We start from the raw sequence: 21,591 nt of genomic DNA on the forward strand, positions 1-21,591 counted from the left end.
AAACAGAACGCCCGATCTTACAACAGCGGGCAATAAAAAAGGCGAACCGGAGTTCGCCTTTCGAGGATACTGGCGGAGTGGACGGGACTCGAACCCGCGACCCCCGGCGTGACAGGCCGGTATTCTAACCGACTGAACTACCACTCCTTATGCAGCAACTGCGCTGCGCTGAAACATTCAGCCGAATCTGAAACTGGTGGGTGCTGAGAGGCTCGAACTCCCGACCTACGCCTTGTAAGGGCGCCGCTCTACCAACTGAGCTAAGCACCCGTTTCACGATTCAGTGCTGCCGCTGCGTGACTTCTGCCTACTGACTTCCATCTACCGACGTCCCTCAAGCAGCGAGCCCATTAGTTTAGCGCATCCTTCAGAGCTTTGCCAGGCCTAAATTTAGGAACCTTTGCTGCCTTGATTTTGATGGCGGCGCCGGTGCGCGGATTGCGCCCGGTGCGCGCGGTACGCTTGCCGACCGCGAACGTGCCGAAACCGACCAGCGTGACCGAACCGCCCTTCTTCAACGTACCTTTGACACCACCGATCACCGCGTCGAGTGCACGGCCTGCCGCTGCCTTCGAAATGTCGGCTTCCTGTGCAATGTGATCGATCAATTCCGTCTTATTCATCCCAACCCCCGAGAATGTTATGGCGATCGTGACGGCGCTCTATAGCGCCTGATATCACGCGGCCGGCGGCCAACGCCGGGCGCAATCATTAGAATTGGCCGAAACCCTTGTGTCAAGCGGGGTTGAGCCTGATTCGAGTGGTTTTCAAGCGGGCTTTTTATAACCGGATGTTGCCGCAATTCGATGCGCACACAACCAATCGGCCGACGCATCAAAGCTTTGCTCAATAGATGGGAAAACGTGTCTCACGAAACTACTGGCCGACATTGAGCGAACAATAAAAAACCCGCGGCCGTGACCGCGGGTTTTGTTCCAGCAAGCAGCTTCGTTGCAGAGTGCGTTAGTGCTTCACGACTTCAGTTGCTGCGGCGTCTTTGCCAGGCTCCGCTGCAACCGGCGCAGCAGGTTTCGGCTCTTCATCCGGCAACGCCGACGGCACACGTTCGAGCGCAAGTTCGAGCACCTTGTCGATCCACCGGACCGGCACGATTTCGATTGCGTTCTTCACGTTGTCCGGAATCTCCGTCAGATCCTTGACGTTTTCTTCCGGAATCAGCACCAGCTTGATACCACCGCGATGCGCCGCCAGCAGTTTTTCCTTCAGGCCACCGATCGGCAGAACTTCGCCACGCAGCGTGATTTCGCCCGTCATTGCGACATCGGCACGCACCGGAATACCGGTCAACACCGACACCAGCGCGGTCGTCATCGCGATACCGGCAGACGGACCGTCTTTCGGCGTCGCGCCTTCCGGCACGTGGATGTGAATGTCCTGCTTCTCGAACGCTTCGTCCTTGATACCGAGACGACGCGAGCGCGAACGGACCACCGAGCGTGCCGCTTCGACGGATTCCTTCATCACGTCGCCGAGCGAACCCGTACGGATCACATTGCCCTTACCCGGCATCACCGCGGCTTCAATGGTCAGCAGATCGCCGCCCACTTCCGTCCACGCAAGACCCGTGACCTGGCCAACCTGATTTTCCTTCGCAGCCAGACCGAAGTCGTACTTGCGCACGCCAAGGAACGTGTCGAGGTTGCTACCGTCCACCTTCACCGCGCCTTCCGCCTTCTTCAGCAGAAGCATCTTCACGACCTTGCGGCAGATCTTCGAAATTTCACGCTCGAGCGAACGTACGCCCGCTTCACGCGTGTAGTAACGAATGATGTCGCGGATCGCGGTTTCCGTCACATCGACCTCGCCGTCCTTGAGGCCGTTGTTCTTCTTCTGCTTGGGCAAAAGATAACGTTGCGCGATGCTGACCTTCTCGTCTTCCGTATAACCCGACAGACGGATCACTTCCATCCGGTCGAGCAACGGCGGCGGAATGTTCAGCGAGTTCGACGTCGCCACGAACATCACGTCCGACAGATCGAAATCCACTTCAACGTAGTGATCGGCGAACGTATGGTTCTGTTCCGGATCGAGCACTTCCAGCAGAGCCGACGACGGATCGCCGCGGAAATCCTGACCCATCTTGTCGACTTCGTCGAGCAGGAAGAGCGGATTGCGCACGCCGACCTTCGTCAGGCTTTGCAGAATCTTGCCGGGCATCGAACCAATGTACGTACGACGGTGGCCGCGAATCTCGGCTTCGTCGCGCACGCCGCCGAGCGCCATACGCACGAACTTGCGGTTCGTGGCGCGAGCGATCGACTGACCCAGCGACGTCTTACCAACACCCGGAGGCCCAACGAGGCACAGGATCGGCGCTTTAACCTTGTCGACACGTTGCTGGACCGCGAGATACTCGAGAATGCGTTCCTTCACTTTCTCGAGACCGAAGTGGTCTTCGTCGAGCACGCGCTCCGCATTCGAGAGGTCGTTGTTGACCTTGCTCTTCTTGCGCCACGGCAGGCCGATCAGCGTGTCGATGTAGTTACGCACGACGGTCGCTTCAGCCGACATCGGCGACATCAGCTTGAGCTTCTTCAGCTCGGCGTCGGCCTTCTTCTTGGCTTCCTTCGGCATGCGGGCAGCCGTGATGCGCTTCTCGAGTTCTTCGAGGTCCGCACCTTCTTCGCCTTCGCCGAGTTCCTTCTGGATCGCCTTGACCTGTTCGTTCAGGTAGTACTCGCGCTGGCTCTTCTCCATCTGGCGTTTGACACGCCCGCGGATGCGCTTTTCAACCTGCAGGATGTCGATCTCGGCTTCGAGTTGCGCGAGCAGATGCTCGAGTCGCTCGATGACCGGGAACATTTCGAGGATGTGCTGCTTCTGGTCGAGCTTGAGCGGCAGATGCGCCGCGATCGTGTCGGCCAGACGACCGGCTTCGTCGATACCCGACAGCGACGTCAGGATCTCCGGCGGGATCTTCTTGTTCAGCTTCACATACTGGTCGAACTGCGACACGATCGCGCGGCGCAGCGCTTCGGTTTCAGCGCTGTCGGCGTGGTCGGGTTCGAGCGGCATGACTTCGCACGAGAACTGCGTTTCCTGTTCTTCGATGGAAAGCGTTTTCGCGCGCTGCAAGCCTTCGACCAGCACCTTGACGGTGCCATCGGGCAGCTTGAGCATTTGCAGGATGTTAGCAACGCACCCTACTTCGTACATGTCCTTTTCGGTCGGCTCATCTTTCGCAGCCGTTTTTTGGGCGACGAGCATGATGTGCTTGCCGCCTTCCATCGCTGCTTCGAGAGCCTTGATCGACTTCGGGCGGCCTACGAAGAGCGGAATCACCATGTGCGGGAAGACGACTACGTCACGCAGCGGGAGCAGCGGGAGCGTAATGCGTTCCGGCGGAAGGAGTTGGGTTCCTGACATTTCATTTCCCCATGAGTGGAATCAGTTCGTTCGATAGGTGAGGCCAGCAGAAAAGATTGCAAGCCTCCGCGTGTGGGAAAAGTTCAGTGACTCCGAAGGTTCAGTGACTCCATAGTGAAAACAACCATCCTGACCACACGATAAACGAAAAAAGCCGTTCACGTTGCCATGAACGGCTTTTTTTGCAAGAACCCGAAAGCCGATCAGTTCGAACCCGCGACCTTGGGCGCGTCTTCGTAGATCAGTAGCGGTTTGCCGTCGCCGTCAATAACGTTGTCGTCGATGATGACCTTGCTAACGCCTTTCATCTGCGGCAGGTCGTACATCACATCAAGCAACGCCTGTTCCAGGATGGAGCGCAGACCACGAGCACCCGTCTTGCGACGAATTGCCTTACGCGCCACAGCCTGCAACGCGGCCGGGCGAATTTCGAGCTCGACGCGTTCCATATTGAACAGCTTGTGGTATTGCTTCACCAGAGCGTTCTTCGGTTCGACGAGGATTTTCATCAACGCGACTTCGTCGAGCTTGCCGAGCGTGGCCACCACCGGCAGACGGCCGATCAGTTCGGGAATCAGGCCGAACTTGATCAGATCTTCCGGTTCCACTTCGCGCAGCACTTCGCCGGCGTCGCGGTCCTGCTTGCTCTTCACGCTTGCACCGAAGCCAATGCCGGTCTTCTCGGTACGATCGACGATAACCTTTTCGAGGCCGTCAAAAGCGCCACCGCAAATGAACAGAATATTGGTGGTGTCGACCTGGATGAAGTCCTGATTCGGATGCTTACGCCCGCCCTGCGGCGGCACCGACGCCATCGTGCCTTCGACCAGCTTCAGCAGCGCCTGTTGCACGCCCTCGCCCGAAACGTCGCGGGTAATCGACGGGTTGTCGGACTTGCGGCTGATCTTGTCGATTTCGTCGATGTAGACAATACCGCGTTGGGCCTTGTCGACTTCGTAATTGCAGTTTTGCAGCAGCTTCTGAATGATGTTCTCGACGTCTTCACCGACGTAGCCGGCTTCCGTCAGCGTGGTTGCGTCGGCAATCACAAACGGAACGTTCAGAAGGCGCGCGAGCGTCTGTGCGAGCAATGTCTTGCCGGAGCCGGTCGGGCCGATCAGCAGAATGTTGCTCTTGGACAGCTCGATCTCATCCTTCTTGTCGAGATGCTTCAGGCGCTTGTAGTGGTTGTACACCGCCACGGCGAGAATTTTCTTCGCGCGCTCCTGACCAATCACATACTGGTCGAGGATTTCACGGATTTCCTGCGGACTCGGCAGATCGGACTTGGACAAGCCCGCCTCGATGCCCGCACCTGCAGCCTCATCGCGGATGATTTCGTTGCACAGGTCGATACATTCATCGCAGATGAACACCGACGGGCCGGCAATCAGCTTTTTGACTTCATGCTGGCTCTTGCCGCAAAACGAGCAATACAACAGCTTTTCGCTGTTAGAACCTTTCTTGTCCGCCATAGATGTGTGAGCCTCCGGACACTCGATTACATAATACGCCGTTTGCCCCCGCCTCGCAGTTTGGGCGCGGCAGGGACTGAGCCAAGGTGACGGCGTTTGCCGCAGGCGCTCGGACGAGTCTTGATTGTTTCACAATCGATCGGCTAACGGTTTTGCCCCAATTCGGGGCAAAACCGCACCAGATCAAGGACGCTTGTGCGCCACCTGGTCAACCAGACCGTAAGCTTGCGCGTCGTCGCCGGACATGAAGTTGTCGCGGTCGGTGTCGCGTGCAATACGTTCGACCGGTTGGCCGGTGTGATGCGCCAGCAGATGATTCAGCCGTTCCTTCAAATACAGGATTTCGCGCGCCTGAATTTCAATATCCGACGCCTGACCGCGAGCACCGCCGAGGGGCTGGTGAATCATCACCCGCGAATTAGGCAGAGCAAAACGCTTGCCCTTCGCGCCCGCTGCCAGCAGGAACGCGCCCATACTGGCCGCGAGACCCATGCACAGCGTAGAGACGTCCGGCTTGATGAACTGCATCGTATCGTAAATCGCCATACCGGCGGACACCGAACCACCCGGGCTGTTGATGTAGAAACTGATGTCCTTGTCCGGGTTCTCGCTTTCCAGGAACAGCATCTGCGCAACCACGAGATTAGCCGTCTGATCGTTCACTTCGCCGACCAGGAACACAATGCGTTCCTTCAGCAGACGCGAATAAATGTCATACGAGCGCTCGCCCCGGCCGCTCGTCTCCACGACGATCGGCACCAGACCGAGCGCCTGCGCTTCGAGATCCCGCGACGACTGGGAGGTCAACGTGTCCAGCATTTGAGCGCGAAAGGTCATGCAGTGGATCCTTGTCTGAAATATTCTGAATATTACATGCTAGACAGGTGTGGTCGACGACCCCGTATTCAAGTGCGCGATCCGTGCGAGCGGGATGCCTGTGCCTCACACAACGCTCCACACTTTTGCAGCACAAAAAAACGGCGTGCGGGCCGTCGCTCCGACAGCCGGCACGCCGTTGCAGCGACGCTTACGCTTGCGCCGTTGCGCTTGCCAGTTCTTCGAAGCTCACTTCCTTGTCCGTCACCTTAGCCTTGCCAAGGACGAAATCGACGACGTTGGCTTCAACGACGTACGCTTCCATTTCGGCAAGGCGTTGCTGGTTGGAATAATACCAGCGGACGACTTCCTTCGGGTCTTCATAGCTTTTCGCGAATTCGTCCACTTCGGCACGAATCTGCTCCGGCTTGGCTTGCAGTTCATTGGCCTTGACCAGCTCGGCCAGCACAAGGCCCAGCTTGACACGGCGCTCAGCCTGTTCTTTGAACATGGCAGCCGGAATCGGTGCGTCTTTGGCGTTCGGCACGCCACGTTGCTCCAGATCCTGACGCGCCATCGCGACGAGGCGTTCCTGATCCTGCTCGATCAGCGCGTTCGGTACGTCGAGTTCCGAAATCTTCAGCAGCGCGTCCATCACCTGGTTCTTGACGATGGCTTGCGTGCGGCGCTTCGCTTCACGTTCGAGATTGTCTTTGATCTCAGCGCGCATCTTGGTCAGGTCGCCGTCTTCGATACCGAGCGACTTGGCGAATTCACCGTCGATTTCCGGCAGATGCGGCCACTCGATCTTCTTCATCGTGATCGTGAATTGCGCGGTCTTACCGGCGACTTCCTTGCCGTGGTAGTCCTCGGGGAAAGCCAGGTCGAATTCCTTCGCTTCGCCGACCTTCAGGCCAGTGGCTGCCTTTTCGAATTCCGGCAGCATGCGGCCTTCGCCCAGCACGAACGCGAAGTCTTCAGCGCTGCCGCCCTGGAACACTTCACCGTCGATCTTGCCGACGAAGTCGACCGTCACGCGATCGCCTTCTTTGGCCGCCGTGTCCGCGCCGCCGTCACCGTGCTCGCCGGATTCGCCGCGAGCGTGGAAGTGCACGCGCTGCTTGCGCAGGATCTCCAGCGTGCGGTCGATTTCCGCTTCGCTGATGGTGGTCGTGGTGCGCTCGATTTCCGCCGTGGCGACGTCGCCCAGCTTCACTTCCGGATACACCTCGAATGTCGCGTCGAACGCGTAGTCGCCTTCAGTGGCGTCGGTCTTCGGCGCGAAGCTCGGCTGACCAGCGACGCGCAGGTTTTCGGCGCGGCTGATGTCGAAGAATTCCTTGCCGACCTTGTCGCTCAGCACTTCGGCTTCCACCTGGCCCGAATACTGTTGCGTCACCATCTTGAGCGGCACCTTGCCCGGGCGGAAACCCGGCATGCGCACGTTCTTCGCGAGTTGACGGATACGCGAGTCCACTTCCTTCTGCACGGCGTCCTTCGGCAGGGAAATCGTGACGCGGCGTTCGAGCTTGCCGAGGTTTTCAACAACGTTAGCCATGGCTTCAATCGTCCTAAAATTATTCGAGCGAATCAGTTATCTTCTCCGTGCCGCTTTTCGATGCTGCGCGGTGTCGCGCAGTGTGGCGATCACGTCTTTAGCATCGATTGCGCGCCTGCGCCGCGGGCTTGCAGGCCACCGGCAGCACGGTTGGGTCCAAAGAGCCGAATATTTTAGCAAACTATTTGCGCGACTAGCCGGGATTCGATGAATGCGCGCTTTTTTATCGGGATTTTGATCGGTTTCCGGCCGCTTTCCGACCTGTTTGATGCCAGTTTCTGCCCCGTTCCGGTGCGCCCCGGCGGCGTGCCGCCGCCCCTGCGCCACCGGCTCTCACGCGCAAGTCGGGCGCTTTGCGCCACTTCACATCGATCATTCAGCGTCGCCGGACTGATGCGCCGCGCGGTTGCGCGCGCCGCCGCCGACAATGCCCGCTATGCCGTTCGACATATTCAGTCAGCGCGCCCATGCTGATAAGCTAATGGACGCGCTCGGGGCTGCGCCCGCATCGTCATTTCACCCGCCCTCGCAACGACTCCAACCATTCAGAGACACCATGCCGAATTCGCCGTCCTCGCCCGTCGTCGTCATTGCTCCCGATTCCTTCAAAGGCTCGCTTAGCGCGGAACAGGTCGCGCAAGCAATCGCGTCGGGCATCCAGCGCGCCCGCCCCGACGCGAGCGTGCGCATCTGCCCGATGGCCGACGGCGGCGAAGGTACGCTCGACGCCATGCTCACGAGCGGCGGCGAGCGCCGCAAGCTGAGCGTGCGCGGCGCGGCAGGGCCGGTGCGCGAAGCGCTCACGGGCCTCCTTGCGGATGGCAGCGCGATTATCGAAACGGCGGAGATCGTCGGCATTACGGATCCGGTGGGAATGGGCGTGCCCGTCGAGGCGCGTAGCACACGCGGCATGGGCGAAGCGATTCGCGCGCTGATGGACGCCGGCGTGCGGCGCTTTTTCGTCGCGCTTGGCGGCAGCAGCACGAACGACGGCGGCGCGGGCCTGCTGGCGGGCCTCGGCCTCAAGCTGTTCGACGCGCAGGACAAGGAACTCGACGCCACGCCTGAACAACTCGCGCGGCTTGCGCGAGTGGACGTGTCGCAACTCGACGCGCGCCTTGCGGACACGCTGTTCGTCGGCATGTCGGACGTCGACAATCCGCTCACTGGCGACCACGGCGCAACCGCGGTGTTCGGTCCGCAAAAGGGCGTGAAACCCGAGCAGATTGCTTCAATCGACGCAGCGCTTGCCCGCTTCGCCGATCTGCTCGAACCGGCGCTCGGCCGCACGGCGCGCGACCAGCCCGGCGCGGGCGCGGCCGGCGGCCTCGGCTTCGCGCTGCATATGCTCGGCGCGCAGTTCGAACCGGGCGCGGAAACCGTCGCGCGGCAAATCGGTCTGGACGCCGCGCTCGAAGGCGCGAACTGGCTGATCACCGGCGAGGGCCGCTCGGACGTGCAAACGCTGCACGGCAAAGCGCCCTTCATCGCGTGCCGTCATGCGCAGGCAGCGGGCGTGCCCGCCACGCTGCTCTCGGGCGGGGTCGACTCCGCGGCCTTGCCGCGCCTTGCCGAATATTTCAGCGGGTGCTTCTCGCCCGCACCCGGGCCGATCACGCTCGAGGTCGCGATTCGCGACGCGGCACGCCTTCTGGCGGACGAAGCCGAACAGTTGACGCGCCTGAAGTACGGCACGCGTTGACCGGCAGGACGGTTGCGGCAACAATCACAGCGCCGCGACCGCTCACTCACTACGGGAAGACCATGAAGGCACCCAAAGCCGGGCTCGAACAATTCCTCACGTACCGTCTGCATGTTCTCAACAAACTCGCCGAGCGCGGCATCAGCGAACGCTATCAGGACAAGCTCGGCGTCACCTTGCCCGAGGCGCGGGTGATTGCGTCGGTGGGATCGTTCGGGCCGTTCTCGATCATGGAACTGGCAAGGCATGCCAATCTCGACAAAAGCCAGGCAAGCCGCGCCGCTGAAGCATTGATCAAACAAGGACTCGTGAAGCGCGAAGCGAGCGCCGAAGACGGCCGTGTCGTGCTGGTCTCCCTCACGCCCGAGGGCCGCGCGTTGTATCGCAAGGTGATGCCGATCGCGCGCAAGTGGAACGGTGACATGTTCGGCTGCCTCGACGAGCAGGAACAACTCGCGTTCGGCCACGCGCTCGACAAGATCATCGGCACGATGACCGCGCGGGAGGAAGAGTGACCGGCGCGGCATAGGCGCGCGCCGAGTTCAACCGTTGCCGCCTTGCCCGTTTGTGTCACCCGTGGCGGCATCGTGAGTCGTCGCGCTCGCCACACCGGACCCTGCGGACCCACCAGACACACCACCAGACGCCACGCCCGCTCGAACCTGAGCGCGTCGCGCGAGTCGCCAGGCGATCGCCCCGAGCGAACCGACGGCCAGCAGCAGCGCCGCCCATAGCAAATAGCGGCGCGTCCCATCCGGATCGTGGCTCGCGGCCTGCGCGCTCGCCGCCTGCTCGGCAGACAGCGCGTCACCCAGACGGGCCGTCGCGGGCACCGCTGGGGCACCCATCAACAACTCGCTCCGGCTCACCGCCGCCGACGCCGTCGCCGCGCTCCCGACCGCCAGCGTGAACGGCGCCGCGCCACGCGCGGCGAAAGTCAGCGTAGCCGGACGCCAGCCCGCGGCAATGGTTAGCGCTCCGCTGCCGAGCCCACCGTTGCGCGTGTCGACCACCACACGCCATTGCCGATCCGCGTCGGGCGTCAATTCGAGTGAAGGATTGCTCTGCTCCACCGCGCCGTTGTGCAAGCGGAACAGCATCGCACCGGCGACTTCGCGCCACGGCGCCTCCAGCCCCGAGCGGGAATAGACGACGGCAGGCGCGACGGTATTTGGCTGAGGCAGATTCAGCCGCAGCCGGTCGACGGGATACGGGCCACCGGTGTTGAAGAAGTACTCGCCGGGCTTCACGCCCGCGTGGGCGACGATGCCTTCGCGCCACGCCCGCTCCGCGCGTTGCACGGGCTCGACGGCAACCGCCTGCACCTCCATCTCCATCGAGTCGACGTACGGCGCGCCGTCGAGCCAGCGCAAACGCAGGTACCGCGCAGGTGTGCCGCCCAGCTCGATCCGGTCCTGACTCAGCGTGCTGCCGTTGTAGCTGACCTTGAGGAGTTGTGCGTCGCCCGCGGGTTGCCAGTGACGCAAATCATCACTGGCTTCCACGCCCACGCGCCCCTGGTAATTGTCGTCGCGCAGATGCACGAGCAACGCGCTCACGCGACTCGTGCGCGACAAGCGCCCGGTATCGATTACGTCCGTGTCGTGCTGCGCGCGGGACGGCGGCGCCGACGTTGCACGCAACGAACCATCGCCGGCAATCGTCACCCCGAGCGGCGCGCCAGCGCTTTTGGCGGCCGTGGACGGCAACGGAAACCAGCGCGCCGGACGCAGCGTGGGCGGCGTGCGAGCGGGTTCGCGAGGCGCGTCGAGCGAGTACGGCACCGGCTCGCCCGCACCGTTGAAGATGCGCACGTCACCCAGATCGCTGCGCTGGCTTGCCGCGTAGACGGCTGCCGGCAACGTCATGCTGTAATGCGCGGCGCCCTCGTCGAGTTGGAGCGCAAAGCGTTGTGCGAAATCATCCGCCGCAAATGCGGGCGCGCACGTCCACGCCGCGACGATCGCAACACCCCAGCCAGTCAATGCGAAGACATGTTTCATTGTTCAGTTTCCAGGACCATAGCCTTGGGCGGCAACGGCGAGAAGAAGCCGATGAAGCCGATGAATCCGATCAACAGCACCATTGACCCGATGCCGATAAACGATGCGGTTCTCTCGATTTCCGTCACGTGGGACAGGTCGAACAGAACCCGCTTGAGCAAAGTCGCCGCGAGCAGCACGGCGCCAATGAGCCAGAACAGCCGGCTCAACCGGCTCAACCGGCGCTTCGCCCAGATCGTCACGGCGAAGCGCGCACACCGTCCAGAATACCGATATTGACGCCTGCACGAGCATGAAGTGACATTGCATCGAGCGCATACGGCAGGCGGCCACGATAAGCCGCCAACCATGTCAAAATTCGGCACCGGCCCTCGAGCCTTCAATCTCCCACATTTCATCCAAGGAAGTTGCAGTGGACATCAACAAACAGGTCGCGGCCCTCACCGCTTCGGAACTCCAGACGGCCGGCGCAAGCCAGGCTACGGCGATCGCGGTCAGTGTGCTGCTGCGTCATCTTCGCTCGCCTGAGCTCGCGAAGCTATTGTCGTCGGCCTTCGAAAATCACCAGGCGGTCATGCTGCAAACGCCGTGGCCCGATCAGATGTTGCAGGCATTCGAATCGACCCGTCGCTTTCTCGAAGGCGCCGCACAAGCGGATCTGCCAGGCACGCAAGCGCCTGCGCAAACGCCGGACGCCTGAGCGCGGCCGAATCGCGCCGGCGGCATCGCCGAAAAGCAAAAAACCCCGTCAGCCCAAAGACTTGACGGGGTTTTTCACTACGAATAAATGGTGCGAGGGAGGGGACTCGAACCCCTACACCCTTGCGGGCGTCAGGACCTAAACCTGGTGCGTCTACCAATTTCGCCACCCTCGCAGCCGGGCAATGCGCGATGCGTTTGCCCGTTGTCCTGCATACTGTCGGCCGCGTCTGAAACACGCGCCCGAAAGCGTAAGCGAGAGATTCTAACCGATTGATTCGCGCTTGTCTGCATTTGCCCGGCATCTGTCGAAGCGGCGCCGATGCTACAATTTTTGGCTTGATGCACGCACGACGTGCCCCCTCTTCGCCTGCCCTTCCCCACATTCCCAATCCAGTGAATTTCGAAGAATATTGCCAGCAGAAAGCGGCGCCGCCCGGATCGAGCACTTACTATGCGCTTCGGCAGGCGCCCGCGGCCAGCCAGCCGCTGTTGACCGCGCTGTTCGCGCTGCGCCGCGAGTTCGAGGAAACGGTCAAGGAGACGAGCGATCCGGCCATTGGCCGCACGAAACTCGCGTGGTGGCAAAACGAAATCGCCGCGCTGGCTTCGGGTTCGCCGTCGCATCCGGTGTCCAAGGCGCTGGCCGCGCATCTGCCCGACGTGAAAGCCGAGTATCCGGCACTGCAAACGTTGCTCGCCGGGTTCGAAATGGACCTCGACCAGGCCCGTTACCTCGATTACCCGAATTTGCGGCGCTATGTGCAAGGCGTGGGCGGCACGTTCGCCTCGCTGGTCGCGCGCGCCACGGCGAAAGACGCCGCTCAGGCGTCGAACTGGTCCGCACCGCTCGGCGAGGCGCTAATGCTTGCGCAATTCGTCGTGGAAACGGGCCATGACGCGCGCCACGGCCGCATCTATATTCCGATCGACGAAATGCAGCGCTTCAATGTCACCGCCGCGGATCTGATCAATCGGAAATACACCGAGGCATTCACGGAGTTGATGCGCTTCGAGACGAAGCGCGCCCGCGATGCACTGCAAAACGCCCTCGGCGCCGTGCCCGCCAACGAGCGCCGCACGCAGCGCACGCTCGTCGCGCAAGCCGCCTTGGCGTCGGCTCTGCTGGATGAAATCAAACGTGACGGCTATCACGTGCTGCATCAACGCATCGCATTGACGCCGATTCGCAAGCTTTGGATCGCGTGGCGCGCAAAGTGACCGGGCGGTGCGTCGGTCTGGCGTCGGAAGCGGTCGGCGCGTCACTCACTGCGTCGCTAGAAAAAGACGTCGGTAGATGGGCTCCCAAAAACCGTTGCCAAGGTGTCGACAAAAGCTGCCGTCAAACCCGTAGCAACGGCAGCGGCTCGAACCGCTGCTGCAGAATCGCCGGCGCGTCGAGCCCCCACCACGGCCCGAGCACCGTGGCATAAAGCTGCCGGAAATCGACACCGACCGGCAAGTTGCCATTGCCGTCGAGCCGCGCCAGCGCCGGCGGCACGCCGTACAGACCACCTCGCACGCGTCCGCCCATGACAAAATGCGGCGCCACGGTGCCGTGGTCCGTGCCGTTGCTCTGGTTCTCACGCGGACGCCGGCCGAACTCGGCATAAGTCATCACCAGGGTATCGTCCCAGCGACCGAGTTCAACGAGCGCCGATTTCATCGACGCGACTCCTTCCGCCAGTTGCTTGAGCAGCACCGCCTGCTGACCCGGCTGATTCTGGTGTGTATCGAAACCATTCAGCGTCAGGCGGATCACCGCAACGCCGTGGTCGTTTTTTGGTGCGTCGCCGGCCGCGAGCACTTGCATCGCTGCCTTGATCGAACTGCCAAAAGCTCCACCCGGAAACACGGTTTTCAACTGAGGCTGCCCTTGCGTTGGACGCAGCCGGTCGGCGGCTCTCACAATGTCGTTTTCGACGTCGAGAATATGCGCCAGCTCGGGATTGCGCTCGTGCAGCGATACGGGCGTGGCGAGCCGCGAAGCCGCCACGAACTGCGCCGGATTGACCAGCGCGATGGCGCGCGCGCCGTTCGCGAGCGGCCCCATCTCGGCGCTGCCGATCACCACGCCGTCGGCGGCGAACCCGGCGGGCACCGGCATTTGTGCAAACGCGCGGGTGAGCCATCCTTCGCGCAGATACTGGTCGGAACGCGACGCGGTGTCCCAGATCTCGATCGAACGGAAATGCGACAGGTTGGGCTGGGCATAGCTCACGCCCTGCACGATCGCCAGTTGCCGGTCGCGCCACAGCGGCATGAGGGGTTGCAAAGACGGATGCAATCCGGTGCGCTCGTCGAGTTGAATCGCCTGGTCGCGTTTGATGCCGATGTTCTTGCGCAACTGATAGTAAGCAGGATCGGCAAACGGAATCACGGTATTCAAACCGTCGTTGCCGCCTTTCAATTCGATGAGGATCAACAGGTTCTCGTAGCCGCGCGCCGACGATGCGTACGGTTCGGCCGACTGCGCGCCGTATGCGCGTGGCAGCCAGAACGTGACGCTCGAAGCCGCGCACATCGAGAGAAAGCTGCGTCGTTTCATCCTGCACCTCGTTCGATTGTCACGGCGCGGGTCATGTCCGCTTCGACAGTCCCGTCTTTTTCACCGTTTGGCGCGTGCCTGTTTCAATGGCTCACTTCAATTGATACGCCGGGTCCATCAGCAATGCTTGCAGATAGGCGCCCGCGGTCGAACCGGTCTCGATCGCGTCCACCGGCGTGAGCGGCAAGACCGCGTGCTGCAACTGCAACTCGGCCGACAATCCGGGCCGCGCCGTCGGCGCGGTGTTGTAACGCGCGAGCCATGTTCCAATGTCGAAGCGTACGCCACCTTTGCCACCCTGAGCGGCATGCGCCGTTGCGCGCTGCAGCGGCGCTGTGGTCTGCATGCCGGACATCGCGTCGCTTGCCGCGATCCTCGCGCCCGCCAGATTCGCCGTACGCAGTGGACCCGCGGCCTCGGTGGCGCGGAACAACTGCTCGACGAACTGCTTGCGGGCAAGCAGTGTGGAACTGTTGATCCATGTCGTGCCGCCCGGCCATCCTTTGACGTTCGGCGGATAGAACAGGTTTTCGCCGAGCGTGCGGATTTGCGCGGCAAACGGCGCGGTATTCTCATAGCCGATGTCGAATGCGCGCAGCGTGCCGACCACGAACTCCGCCGGCGACTTTACGAGGACGCCGCGATGATCGTCCTCCCAGAACGCGTCGCTCAGGAAAATGCCGCGCAACGCCACCTTGATATCGTAGCGGCTCGCGCGGAAGCGCGCCGCGATCGGCGCGATACTCTGCGGGTCCGGCGTATCCGAGACGAACTCGCGCCACAATTTCGTGGTCACGAAGGTGGAGGTCTCTGGCTGCGCCAGCAGAATATCGAGCACCTGATCGCCATCGAACGGCCCGGTCTTGCCAAGCACGGTCTTCTCACCGTCGTCATGCTGGTTGGAGCGCCACACGTAGGCCTGCGTGTCGGGATCGAGACTCCACCCGGTGTACGCGCGCGCCGCCTCGGACACGTCACGTTGCGAGTAATGCCCCTCGCCAAGCGTGAACAACTCCATCACCTCACGTGCGAAATTTTCGTTAGGCTTGCCCTTGCGATTACTCGCGCCATCGAGGTACTGCAGCATCGCAGGATCTTTCGCGACGTCGTGCAGAAGCTCGCCGAAGTTGCCGAGCGCGTTTCGGCGCAACAGCATGTTCTGCAGCGCCATTTGCTGCGGATACTGCACCTTGTCTTGCCCCGACGTGAAGTGGTTATGCCAGAACAGCGTCATGCGCTCGGTAAGCGGCGACGGTGTGGCCAGCATCTCGCGCACCCACCATGCGCGTAATAGTTCGTAACGCTGCCCGCGCAATCGCTGCGCTTCGCGACGCTGATCATCGGTCCATGCCTTGCGCGTTTCGCGTGTCGGTATCGGTTCGAGGACCCAGTCGGGCCGCGGCGTGACCGCCTCGGTTCTGGCGCTCGCGAGCACTGTGTCGACGGCCTGCACTCGCGTGAGTCCGACGTATTGCGCGAGCTCGGCGGCATCTGGTGCGAAGCCGACGCGCGTCAGAAAGAAGCGCGCGTCGTCGGCATCGAGAATGCTCTGCTCGCGTTCGGAAGCCGCACTGTCGCCTGCAGTGGGCGCATGATGAGTGCGATGTCCGACATGCGACGCTGCCGACGGCACGGCGGCGGGCGGCAAACCCACGGCCGCAGCCGGTAAACCGATTGCCAGGACCGTCATGGCAGTGGCCCATGCTGCCAACCTGCGGCGGCAATTACCACCTGTGAGCAATCTCATCATCGATCATCCGGATTGACGGGACACCTTGAACAAGCGGCGGCGCACGCAATGCATGCACGGCGCGCTTCGCATTGACGATTCAACGGCAGACGAGGCGGGAAGTTGACGAGGGAAGTGCAACGAATTTTTTCACGCACGGCGGAACGCGAAAGATGTTGCGGGAGGAAGAGTGAAGCGCGTGCCAACGCAGGCACGAAAATAGCTACCGCTTATAGAGTTCGCGGACAGCGTCTTCGATATGCTGCCGTAACAGACGCCGTTCGTCGGGCGTCATATGACCATCACGACGGCGTTGATCGAGATCGGGGGGAACAGCGGTGCGCATAATCACATCCGACGCGGGGCGTTCGGTCGCGGGATCGTGGCGATTGGATCTGCCTGGCTTAGGCGAGCGCTCGCTCGCAGCTCTGTCGGCCGAAGGCTGGGCATGGGCGAGCGTTGGTACCAGTGAGCCTGCAAGCGTACCGGCTACCGCCAGTGCAATCACGCTGAGGCGCACATTCGGCCAAACCCCTCCCTTCATGTTGTTCCCTTCGTGGCGCGGCAACCGGCTACCTCAAATGCGTATACAGACCCCGGTAACGGGCCGGGTACGAGAGTTTTATTCGAGTGAAGTATCCACCGAACAGCCGCATTCAGTAAAGGAGTCTACCTGCCCCCGCTTTACGTCGTGCCACACTGCGGGTAAATTTTGTAACTGACTGTAACCCCGAAAACGATGCAAACGCGCACCACTTTCTAATCGCGCTAAGATGCCGACCATGGAAACCAAAAACCCTTCGAAAATTCTCGTCGTCGACGACGATCCGCGCCTGCGCGATCTGCTGCGCCGCTACCTCGGTGAACAGGGCTTCAATGTCTATGTCGCCGAGAACGCTCCTTCCATGAACAAGCTCTGGGTGCGTGAGCGCTTCGACCTGCTGGTGCTCGATCTGATGCTGCCCGGCGAAGACGGTCTGTCGATCTGCCGCCGTCTGCGCGGCAGCAACGACCGTACGCCGATCATCATGCTCACGGCCAAGGGTGAAGACGTCGATCGTATCGTCGGGCTCGAGATGGGCGCCGACGACTATCTGCCCAAGCCGTTCAATCCGCGCGAACTGGTTGCGCGGATCCACGCGGTGTTGCGCCGCCAGTCGCCTTCGGAGTTGCCGGGCGCGCCGTCCGAAACCACCGAGGTGTTCGAGTTCGGCGAGTTCGCCTTGAATCTCGCTACCCGCACGCTCACCAAGGCCGGCCAGGAAATTCCGCTGACCACGGGCGAGTTCTCGGTGCTCAAGGTGTTCGCGCGTCATCCGCGCCAGCCGCTGTCGCGTGAAAAGCTTATGGAACTCGCACGCGGCCGTGAGTACGAAGTCTTCGACCGCAGTCTCGACGTGCAGATTTCGCGTTTGCGCAAGCTGATCGAACCTGATCCGGGCAGCCCGCGTTTCATCCAGACGGTTTGGGGTCTGGGTTACGTGTTCATCCCCGACGGTGCAGCCTAAGTTTGCTCTCACCTCCAGTGTCGACCAGAGTGGGCGCTTCAGCGCTAACTCTGGTCCCATGCAAGGCCATTGCCTGCTTTGATTTCAGATAAGAAGGGCCCATGCGGATCGACCGGCGCCTCCTGACGCTCGCGTTCGGTGGCCTTTTCTGGCGGACCTTCCTGTTGATCGCGCTGTTGATCGCAGTCAGTCTCGCCGCGTGGTTCCAGAGCTTCCGGGTGATCGAACGCGAGCCGCGCGCGCAGCGCGTGGCGTTGCAGCTCGTCGCCATCGTCAAGCTCACGCGCACCGCACTCCTCTATTCCGATCCCGACCTGCGGCGCGCCCTGCTGCAGGATCTGGAAAGCAATGAGGGTGTGCGCGTGTACCCGCGCGAAACCACCGACAAGTACAAGCTTCAGCCCGACGAGTCGCTGAACCGGCTGATCGAACACGACATTCGCGGCCGCCTCGGCGACGACACCGTGATCGCGCAAAGCGTGAACGACATTCCCGGCGTGTGGATCAGCTTCAAGATCGACGACGACGATTACTGGGTCGCGCTCGACCGCGATCAGCTCGACAATGCCACCGGTTTGCAGTGGGCGGGCTGGGGCGTGTTCGCGCTGGCGTTGTCGCTGTTCGGCGCGGCATTCATCACGAGTCTCGTGAATCGTCCGTTCGCGCGCCTCGCCATGGCCGCTCGCAAAGTCGGCTCGGGGCAATCGCCAGAGCCGCTGCCCGAACGCGGCATGGGCGTGGCCGCGGAAACCAATCGCAGTTTCAACCAGATGGTGCAGGACCTCGAACAGCTCGAGGCCGACCGCGCGCTGATGCTCGCGGGTATCTCGCACGATCTGCGCACGCCGCTCGCGCGGCTGCGTCTCGAAACCGAAATGAGTCCGTCGGATCAGGCCACCAAAGACGCAATGGTCGACGACATCGAACAGATGGACATGATCATCGGCCGGTTCCTCGATTACGCGCGGCCGGTGCAGCGCGTGCCGGAACCTGTCGACCTTTCCGTGATCGCAGGAGAACTGGCCGCGCGCATGCAGAGCGAAGACAGCATGCGGCTGATTACGCGGCTCGCGCCGTCGGCGGTGATCGAGGCCGATGAAACCGACATGCGGCGCGTGGTCGGCAACCTGCTGGAAAACGCGCGCAAATACGGCCTGAGCGACGGCGACGGCATTCCGCACGTGATTCTCGAAACGCGGGTGTCGCACTCACGGGTTGAACTGTCCGTGGTCGATGAAGGGCCGGGCATTCCAGAAGACCAACTGGCGCTTGTCACACGGCCGTTCTATCGTGTGAATTCGGCACGCACCCAGGCGAACGGCACCGGCCTTGGCATGGCCATCGTTCAGCGCCTCGTGGGCCGTTACCGCGGCGCGCTGCGCTTGCGTAACCGCACGCCAGGACCGGGGCTCGAAGTGACTATCGAGTTTCCGCTGGCCAAGGGTGTCTGAGCGCAATAGTCTCATCCGCCCTTTTCCGCCATCTGCCGCACTGGATAACAACCATCTCGATAATTAGTTAAAAACTATTGGATTAATAGGTCAATAGAGTTATAGTGAATCACGTGTAACGCGCTCGTCTGCACGAGCTGGTAGCCTCAACATGCTGTTTTTCCAACACACGAAGGAGCACTCGCATGAAAACCGTTGGCGATAAACTCGAAGCGTTCACCGTCACTGCTGCAAAGCCGGGCTTCAACCATCCTGAGGAAAACGGCGTCTCGGCGTTCGAAGACATCACGGAGCAGTCGTTCCCGGGCAAGTGGAAGATCATTTATTTCTACCCGAAGGACTTCACGTTCGTGTGCCCGACGGAAATCGTCGAGTTCGGCAAGCTGGCCAAAGATTTTGAGGAACGCGACGCGGTGCTGCTTGGCGGCAGCGTCGATAACGAATTCGTGAAGCTGGCCTGGCGCCGCGAGCACAAGGATCTGGACAAGCTGAACCATTACGCGTTCGGCGACGTGAAAGGCGAGTTGATCGACCAGCTCGGCGTGCGTGACAAGGAAGCAGGCGTCGCGCTGCGCGCCACCTTCATTGTCGATCCGGACAATACGATCCAGCACGTTTCGGTAAATAACCTGAACGTCGGCCGCAACCCGGAAGAAGTGCTGCGTATTCTGGACGGCCTGCAAACGGACGAGCTGTGTCCTTGCAACCGCGCAGTCGGCGGCGCAACGCTCTAAACCGTGCGACCTGTCAAAAGCCCGCTAAGCTTGAACGAGCCGCGGGCTTTTTTATCGACGAACTGATAGGAGATCTCAATGGAATTCCTGGCTTCGATTAAGGCGCGTGTGCCTGACTATGCGAAAGACATCCGGCTGAATCTGGATGGGACGATCGCGCGCTCATCGCTCGAAGGCAATGACGCCGTCGGGGTCGCGCTAGCGGCCGCATTCGCGGCGAAGAGCACGGTGATCGTCGACGCGATTCGCAATGCCGGCGTGTTGTCGCCGGAAGAGACCCAAGGCGCGCTGACGGCCGCTGCGCTGATGGGCATGAATAACGTCTGGTATCCGTACGTCGAGATGACGGAAAGCGCTGACCTGAAGTCGCAGCCGGCGCAGTTGCGCATGAACGCTTATGCGTCGCACGGCGGAGTGGATAAGCGGCGCTTCGAGATGTATGCGTTGGCGGCGTCGATCATCGGCAAGTGCCATTTTTGCGTGAAGTCGCACTTCGACACGCTGGTCGCCGAAGGCATGAGTTCCACGCAATTGCGTGACGTTGGGCGGATCGCCGCGGTGATCAACGCGACCGCGCAGTGCATTGCCGCCGAAGACAAGTAAGCCTCGATATGCGCGCAGTGCGATGCCGTTCCCGCTGCTGCGCGCGTTCTCAAACCAATCAGTTCTTGACCAGCAGAACCGCGGCCTGAGCCTCAATGCCCTCGCCTCGGCCCAGGTAGCCGAGCTTCTCGTTGGTCTTGGCCTTGACGTTGACGCGCTCGACCGGCAAATCCAGGTCGGCGGCGATATTGGCGCGCATGCCCTCGATATGCGGCGCCAGCTTCGGCGCCTGCGCCACCACGCTGCTATCGACGTTGGCGATGGAGAAGCCCGCCGCCTTCACGCGCGCGACGCATTCGCGCAGCAAAACCCGGCTGTCCGCGCCTGCGAACTTCGCATCGGTATCGGAGAAATGGCGGCCGATATCGCCCATCGCGGCCGCACCGAACAGGGCATCGGTAATGGCGTGCAGCAACACGTCCGCGTCCGAATGACCGAGCAGGCCACGCTCATAGGGAATCGTCACGCCGCCGATAATCAACGGGCGTCCCGGCACCAGCGCGTGCACGTCATAGCCTTGCCCAATTCTGAAATCCATATGCGTCAAATCCTCAAGTCCGCTCGTTAAATTTGAAATCGCCCGTCATGAAGCCGCGGGTCGGCTGAGAATCGCCTCGGCCAGATCGAAGTCTTCCGGATAAGTCACCTTGAAGTTGCGCAAGCTGCCCTGCACCAGTTTCGGCGCATGGCCCAGCCACTCGATCGCGCTTGCTTCGTCGGTCAGGTCGTGACCGTCGGCCTGCGCGCGCAGGATCGCCTCGCGCAACATGCCGATGCGGAACATCTGCGGCGTCTGCGCCTGCCACAAGCCGTCGCGCGCCTCGGTGCGCGCGATCCGGCCGTCGGTCGAGTTCGCGTCGATCCGTTTGAGCGTGTCCGCGACCGGCAAGGCCATGATGCCGCCCACCGCGTCGTCCTTCAGCGCGCCGATCAGCGTGCGGATCAGCGCGGGGGTAATGCCGGGGCGCGCCGCGTCGTGCACCAGCACCCAGTCGTCGTCGTGGGCGCCGAACTCGGCGAGCGCGTGCAGGCCGTTGAGCACCGAGGCCTGGCGCGACGCTCCACCGCTGCGGCGCACGGCGAAACGCAAGCCGCCGAAGCGGCGGGCGTCGAAATGGGCGTCATCAGGGGCGATCACGACGAGGGTTTGCGCAAACTCGCTGCAGGCGTCGAACGCCGCCAGCGAGTAATGCAACATGTCGCGGCCAGCGACAGTGCGATATTGTTTGGGCATCGCGGCGCCGGAACGGCTGCCGGTGCCTGCGCACGGAATCAGGGCAAATAGACGGGAAGTCACGAGTGCGGATGCCGCGAAGTCAAAGTAATGGACGGATTTTATAATAGGTCCTTCGCATCCACGCCCCGACACGCGTAAACT

At 61.8% G+C, this 21,591-nt stretch carries 20 protein-coding genes, 3 tRNA genes and 1 pseudogene; 9 read left to right on the plus strand and 15 right to left on the minus strand.

The annotated features are described in order from the left end of the window. Positions 1 to 70: 70 nt before the first annotated feature. The 7 genes from BLW71_RS06885 to tig form a co-directional block, all read right to left on the minus strand. Positions 71 to 147 (minus strand) — tRNA-Asp (locus tag BLW71_RS06885). A 47-nt stretch (positions 148 to 194) separates the two neighbouring features. Further along, a tRNA-Val gene (locus BLW71_RS06890) sits at positions 195 to 270 on the minus strand. A gap of 80 nt (positions 271 to 350) precedes the next feature. Next, a complete protein-coding gene (locus BLW71_RS06895) occupies positions 351 to 623 on the minus strand; it encodes an HU family DNA-binding protein (RefSeq protein WP_091794386.1) in 273 nt (90 codons plus the stop codon). A 340-nt stretch (positions 624 to 963) separates the two neighbouring features. Continuing rightward, positions 964 to 3,387: an endopeptidase La gene (gene lon, locus BLW71_RS06900; protein WP_091794388.1), complete on the minus strand. Its 2,424-nt coding sequence runs from the start codon at positions 3,385 to 3,387 to the stop codon at positions 964 to 966. Between the two features lie 203 nt (positions 3,388 to 3,590). Continuing rightward, on the minus strand, positions 3,591 to 4,862 hold the full coding sequence (gene clpX / locus BLW71_RS06905) for an ATP-dependent Clp protease ATP-binding subunit ClpX (protein ID WP_007182009.1): 1,272 nt from the start codon (positions 4,860 to 4,862) through the stop codon (positions 3,591 to 3,593). Positions 4,863 to 5,045: 183 nt separating this feature from the next. Beyond that, complete coding sequence (gene clpP / locus BLW71_RS06910) at positions 5,046 to 5,699, minus strand: ATP-dependent Clp endopeptidase proteolytic subunit ClpP (protein WP_007182010.1); 654 nt, start codon at positions 5,697 to 5,699, stop codon at positions 5,046 to 5,048. A 190-nt stretch (positions 5,700 to 5,889) separates the two neighbouring features. Then, on the minus strand, positions 5,890 to 7,236 hold the full coding sequence (gene tig, locus BLW71_RS06915) for a trigger factor (RefSeq protein ID WP_091794390.1): 1,347 nt from the start codon (positions 7,234 to 7,236) through the stop codon (positions 5,890 to 5,892). Positions 7,237 to 7,443: 207 nt separating this feature from the next. Here tig and BLW71_RS40775 point away from each other — a divergent pair, with 207 nt between their 5' ends. The 3 genes from BLW71_RS40775 to BLW71_RS06925 all read left to right on the plus strand — a co-directional run bounded on the left by BLW71_RS40775 (position 7,444) and on the right by BLW71_RS06925 (position 9,453). Further along, positions 7,444 to 7,710, plus strand: a complete 267-nt coding sequence (locus BLW71_RS40775) for a hypothetical protein (RefSeq protein ID WP_143048309.1) — start codon at positions 7,444 to 7,446, stop codon at positions 7,708 to 7,710. A gap of 82 nt (positions 7,711 to 7,792) precedes the next feature. After that, complete coding sequence (locus BLW71_RS06920) at positions 7,793 to 8,938, plus strand: glycerate kinase (protein ID WP_091794392.1); 1,146 nt, start codon at positions 7,793 to 7,795, stop codon at positions 8,936 to 8,938. Between the two features lie 62 nt (positions 8,939 to 9,000). Beyond that, a complete protein-coding gene (locus tag BLW71_RS06925) occupies positions 9,001 to 9,453 on the plus strand; it encodes a MarR family winged helix-turn-helix transcriptional regulator (RefSeq protein ID WP_091794395.1) in 453 nt (150 codons plus the stop codon). 27 nt (positions 9,454 to 9,480) lie between these two features. On the opposite strand, the gene BLW71_RS06930 is transcribed toward BLW71_RS06925, so the two are convergent. Then, positions 9,481 to 10,941, minus strand: a complete 1,461-nt coding sequence (locus BLW71_RS06930) for a DUF3999 domain-containing protein (protein ID WP_091794397.1) — start codon at positions 10,939 to 10,941, stop codon at positions 9,481 to 9,483. Beyond that, a pseudogene (locus tag BLW71_RS06935) lies at positions 10,938 to 11,235 on the minus strand (DUF2339 domain-containing protein); the annotation flags it as partial. The gene BLW71_RS06930 and the pseudogene BLW71_RS06935, both read right to left, overlap by 4 nt. Positions 11,236 to 11,353: 118 nt before the next feature. On the opposite strand from BLW71_RS06935, the gene BLW71_RS06940 reads away from it, so the two are divergent. After that, positions 11,354 to 11,641: a hypothetical protein gene (locus tag BLW71_RS06940; protein ID WP_091794399.1), complete on the plus strand. Its 288-nt coding sequence runs from the start codon at positions 11,354 to 11,356 to the stop codon at positions 11,639 to 11,641. Positions 11,642 to 11,729: 88 nt separating this feature from the next. Here BLW71_RS06940 and BLW71_RS06945 read toward each other — a convergent pair. Then, a tRNA-Leu gene (locus BLW71_RS06945) sits at positions 11,730 to 11,816 on the minus strand. A 220-nt stretch (positions 11,817 to 12,036) separates the two neighbouring features. Here BLW71_RS06945 and BLW71_RS06950 point away from each other — a divergent pair. Further along, positions 12,037 to 12,861, plus strand: a complete 825-nt coding sequence (locus tag BLW71_RS06950) for a squalene/phytoene synthase family protein (protein WP_091794401.1) — start codon at positions 12,037 to 12,039, stop codon at positions 12,859 to 12,861. A 121-nt stretch (positions 12,862 to 12,982) separates the two neighbouring features. Here BLW71_RS06950 and BLW71_RS06955 read toward each other — a convergent pair whose 3' ends face one another. From BLW71_RS06955 to BLW71_RS42155, 3 genes are all read right to left on the minus strand, one after another. Next, positions 12,983 to 14,188 carry a DUF1501 domain-containing protein gene (locus BLW71_RS06955; RefSeq protein WP_091794403.1) on the minus strand — a complete coding sequence of 402 codons (1,206 nt, stop codon included), beginning with the start codon at positions 14,186 to 14,188 and terminating at the stop codon, positions 12,983 to 12,985. A gap of 91 nt (positions 14,189 to 14,279) precedes the next feature. Further along, entirely contained in the window at positions 14,280 to 15,878 is a 1,599-nt protein-coding gene (locus tag BLW71_RS06960; RefSeq protein ID WP_091794406.1) for a DUF1800 domain-containing protein, read from the minus strand. 262 nt (positions 15,879 to 16,140) lie between these two features. After that, positions 16,141 to 16,461, minus strand: a complete 321-nt coding sequence (locus tag BLW71_RS42155) for a hypothetical protein (RefSeq protein WP_091794408.1) — start codon at positions 16,459 to 16,461, stop codon at positions 16,141 to 16,143. Between the two features lie 229 nt (positions 16,462 to 16,690). Here BLW71_RS42155 and ompR point away from each other — a divergent pair, with 229 nt between their 5' ends. The 4 genes from ompR (at position 16,691) to BLW71_RS06985 (ending at position 20,213) form a co-directional block, all read left to right on the plus strand. Then, positions 16,691 to 17,425, plus strand: coding sequence for an osmolarity response regulator transcription factor OmpR (gene ompR, locus BLW71_RS06970; RefSeq protein ID WP_006048917.1), 735 nt, complete (start codon positions 16,691 to 16,693; stop codon positions 17,423 to 17,425). A 101-nt stretch (positions 17,426 to 17,526) separates the two neighbouring features. Then, positions 17,527 to 18,876, plus strand: a complete 1,350-nt coding sequence (locus BLW71_RS06975; protein WP_007182020.1) for an ATP-binding protein — start codon at positions 17,527 to 17,529, stop codon at positions 18,874 to 18,876. Positions 18,877 to 19,061: 185 nt separating this feature from the next. Next, positions 19,062 to 19,610, plus strand: coding sequence for a peroxiredoxin (locus tag BLW71_RS06980; RefSeq protein WP_091794410.1), 549 nt, complete (start codon positions 19,062 to 19,064; stop codon positions 19,608 to 19,610). Positions 19,611 to 19,688: 78 nt separating this feature from the next. Then, positions 19,689 to 20,213, plus strand: a complete 525-nt coding sequence (locus BLW71_RS06985; protein ID WP_091794412.1) for a carboxymuconolactone decarboxylase family protein — start codon at positions 19,689 to 19,691, stop codon at positions 20,211 to 20,213. Positions 20,214 to 20,271: 58 nt separating this feature from the next. Here the strand turns inward: BLW71_RS06985 and ispF are convergent, their stop codons facing one another. Both ispF and ispD read right to left on the minus strand, forming a co-directional pair. Further along, positions 20,272 to 20,751 carry a 2-C-methyl-D-erythritol 2,4-cyclodiphosphate synthase gene (ispF, locus tag BLW71_RS06990; RefSeq protein WP_091794414.1) on the minus strand — a complete coding sequence of 160 codons (480 nt, stop codon included), beginning with the start codon at positions 20,749 to 20,751 and terminating at the stop codon, positions 20,272 to 20,274. A gap of 45 nt (positions 20,752 to 20,796) precedes the next feature. After that, the gene (gene ispD / locus BLW71_RS06995) at positions 20,797 to 21,510 is read right to left on the minus strand and encodes a 2-C-methyl-D-erythritol 4-phosphate cytidylyltransferase (protein WP_091794416.1); all 714 of its coding nucleotides are present in this window, start codon (positions 21,508 to 21,510) and stop codon (positions 20,797 to 20,799) included. Between the last annotated feature and the right edge of the window lie 81 nt (positions 21,511 to 21,591).

Source organism: Burkholderia sp. WP9 (assembly GCF_900104795.1).
In the GTDB taxonomy this organism is placed as follows: Bacteria; Pseudomonadota; Gammaproteobacteria; order Burkholderiales; family Burkholderiaceae; genus Paraburkholderia.

Bases quoted from the DNA above. Each gene is read 5' to 3' on its own strand.
- BLW71_RS06895 (WP_091794386.1), bottom strand. From the start codon at position 623: ATGAATAAGACGGAATTGATCGATCACATTGCACAGGAAGCCGACATT.
- lon (WP_091794388.1), bottom strand. From the start codon at position 3,387: ATGTCAGGAACCCAACTCCTTCCGCCGGAACGCATTACGCTCCCGCTG.
- clpX (WP_007182009.1), bottom strand. From the start codon at position 4,862: ATGGCGGACAAGAAAGGTTCTAACAGCGAAAAGCTGTTGTATTGCTCG.
- clpP (WP_007182010.1), bottom strand. From the start codon at position 5,699: ATGACCTTTCGCGCTCAAATGCTGGACACGTTGACCTCCCAGTCGTCG.
- tig (WP_091794390.1), bottom strand. From the start codon at position 7,236: ATGGCTAACGTTGTTGAAAACCTCGGCAAGCTCGAACGCCGCGTCACG.
- BLW71_RS40775 (WP_143048309.1), top strand. From the start codon at position 7,444: ATGAATGCGCGCTTTTTTATCGGGATTTTGATCGGTTTCCGGCCGCTT.
- BLW71_RS06920 (WP_091794392.1), top strand. From the start codon at position 7,793: ATGCCGAATTCGCCGTCCTCGCCCGTCGTCGTCATTGCTCCCGATTCC.
- BLW71_RS06925 (WP_091794395.1), top strand. From the start codon at position 9,001: ATGAAGGCACCCAAAGCCGGGCTCGAACAATTCCTCACGTACCGTCTG.
- BLW71_RS06930 (WP_091794397.1), bottom strand. From the start codon at position 10,941: ATGAAACATGTCTTCGCATTGACTGGCTGGGGTGTTGCGATCGTCGCG.
- BLW71_RS06955 (WP_091794403.1), bottom strand. From the start codon at position 14,188: ATGAAACGACGCAGCTTTCTCTCGATGTGCGCGGCTTCGAGCGTCACG.
- BLW71_RS06960 (WP_091794406.1), bottom strand. From the start codon at position 15,878: ATGACGGTCCTGGCAATCGGTTTACCGGCTGCGGCCGTGGGTTTGCCG.
- BLW71_RS42155 (WP_091794408.1), bottom strand. From the start codon at position 16,461: ATGAAGGGAGGGGTTTGGCCGAATGTGCGCCTCAGCGTGATTGCACTG.
- ompR (WP_006048917.1), top strand. From the start codon at position 16,691: ATGCCGACCATGGAAACCAAAAACCCTTCGAAAATTCTCGTCGTCGAC.
- BLW71_RS06975 (WP_007182020.1), top strand. From the start codon at position 17,527: ATGCGGATCGACCGGCGCCTCCTGACGCTCGCGTTCGGTGGCCTTTTC.
- BLW71_RS06980 (WP_091794410.1), top strand. From the start codon at position 19,062: ATGAAAACCGTTGGCGATAAACTCGAAGCGTTCACCGTCACTGCTGCA.
- BLW71_RS06985 (WP_091794412.1), top strand. From the start codon at position 19,689: ATGGAATTCCTGGCTTCGATTAAGGCGCGTGTGCCTGACTATGCGAAA.
- ispF (WP_091794414.1), bottom strand. From the start codon at position 20,751: ATGGATTTCAGAATTGGGCAAGGCTATGACGTGCACGCGCTGGTGCCG.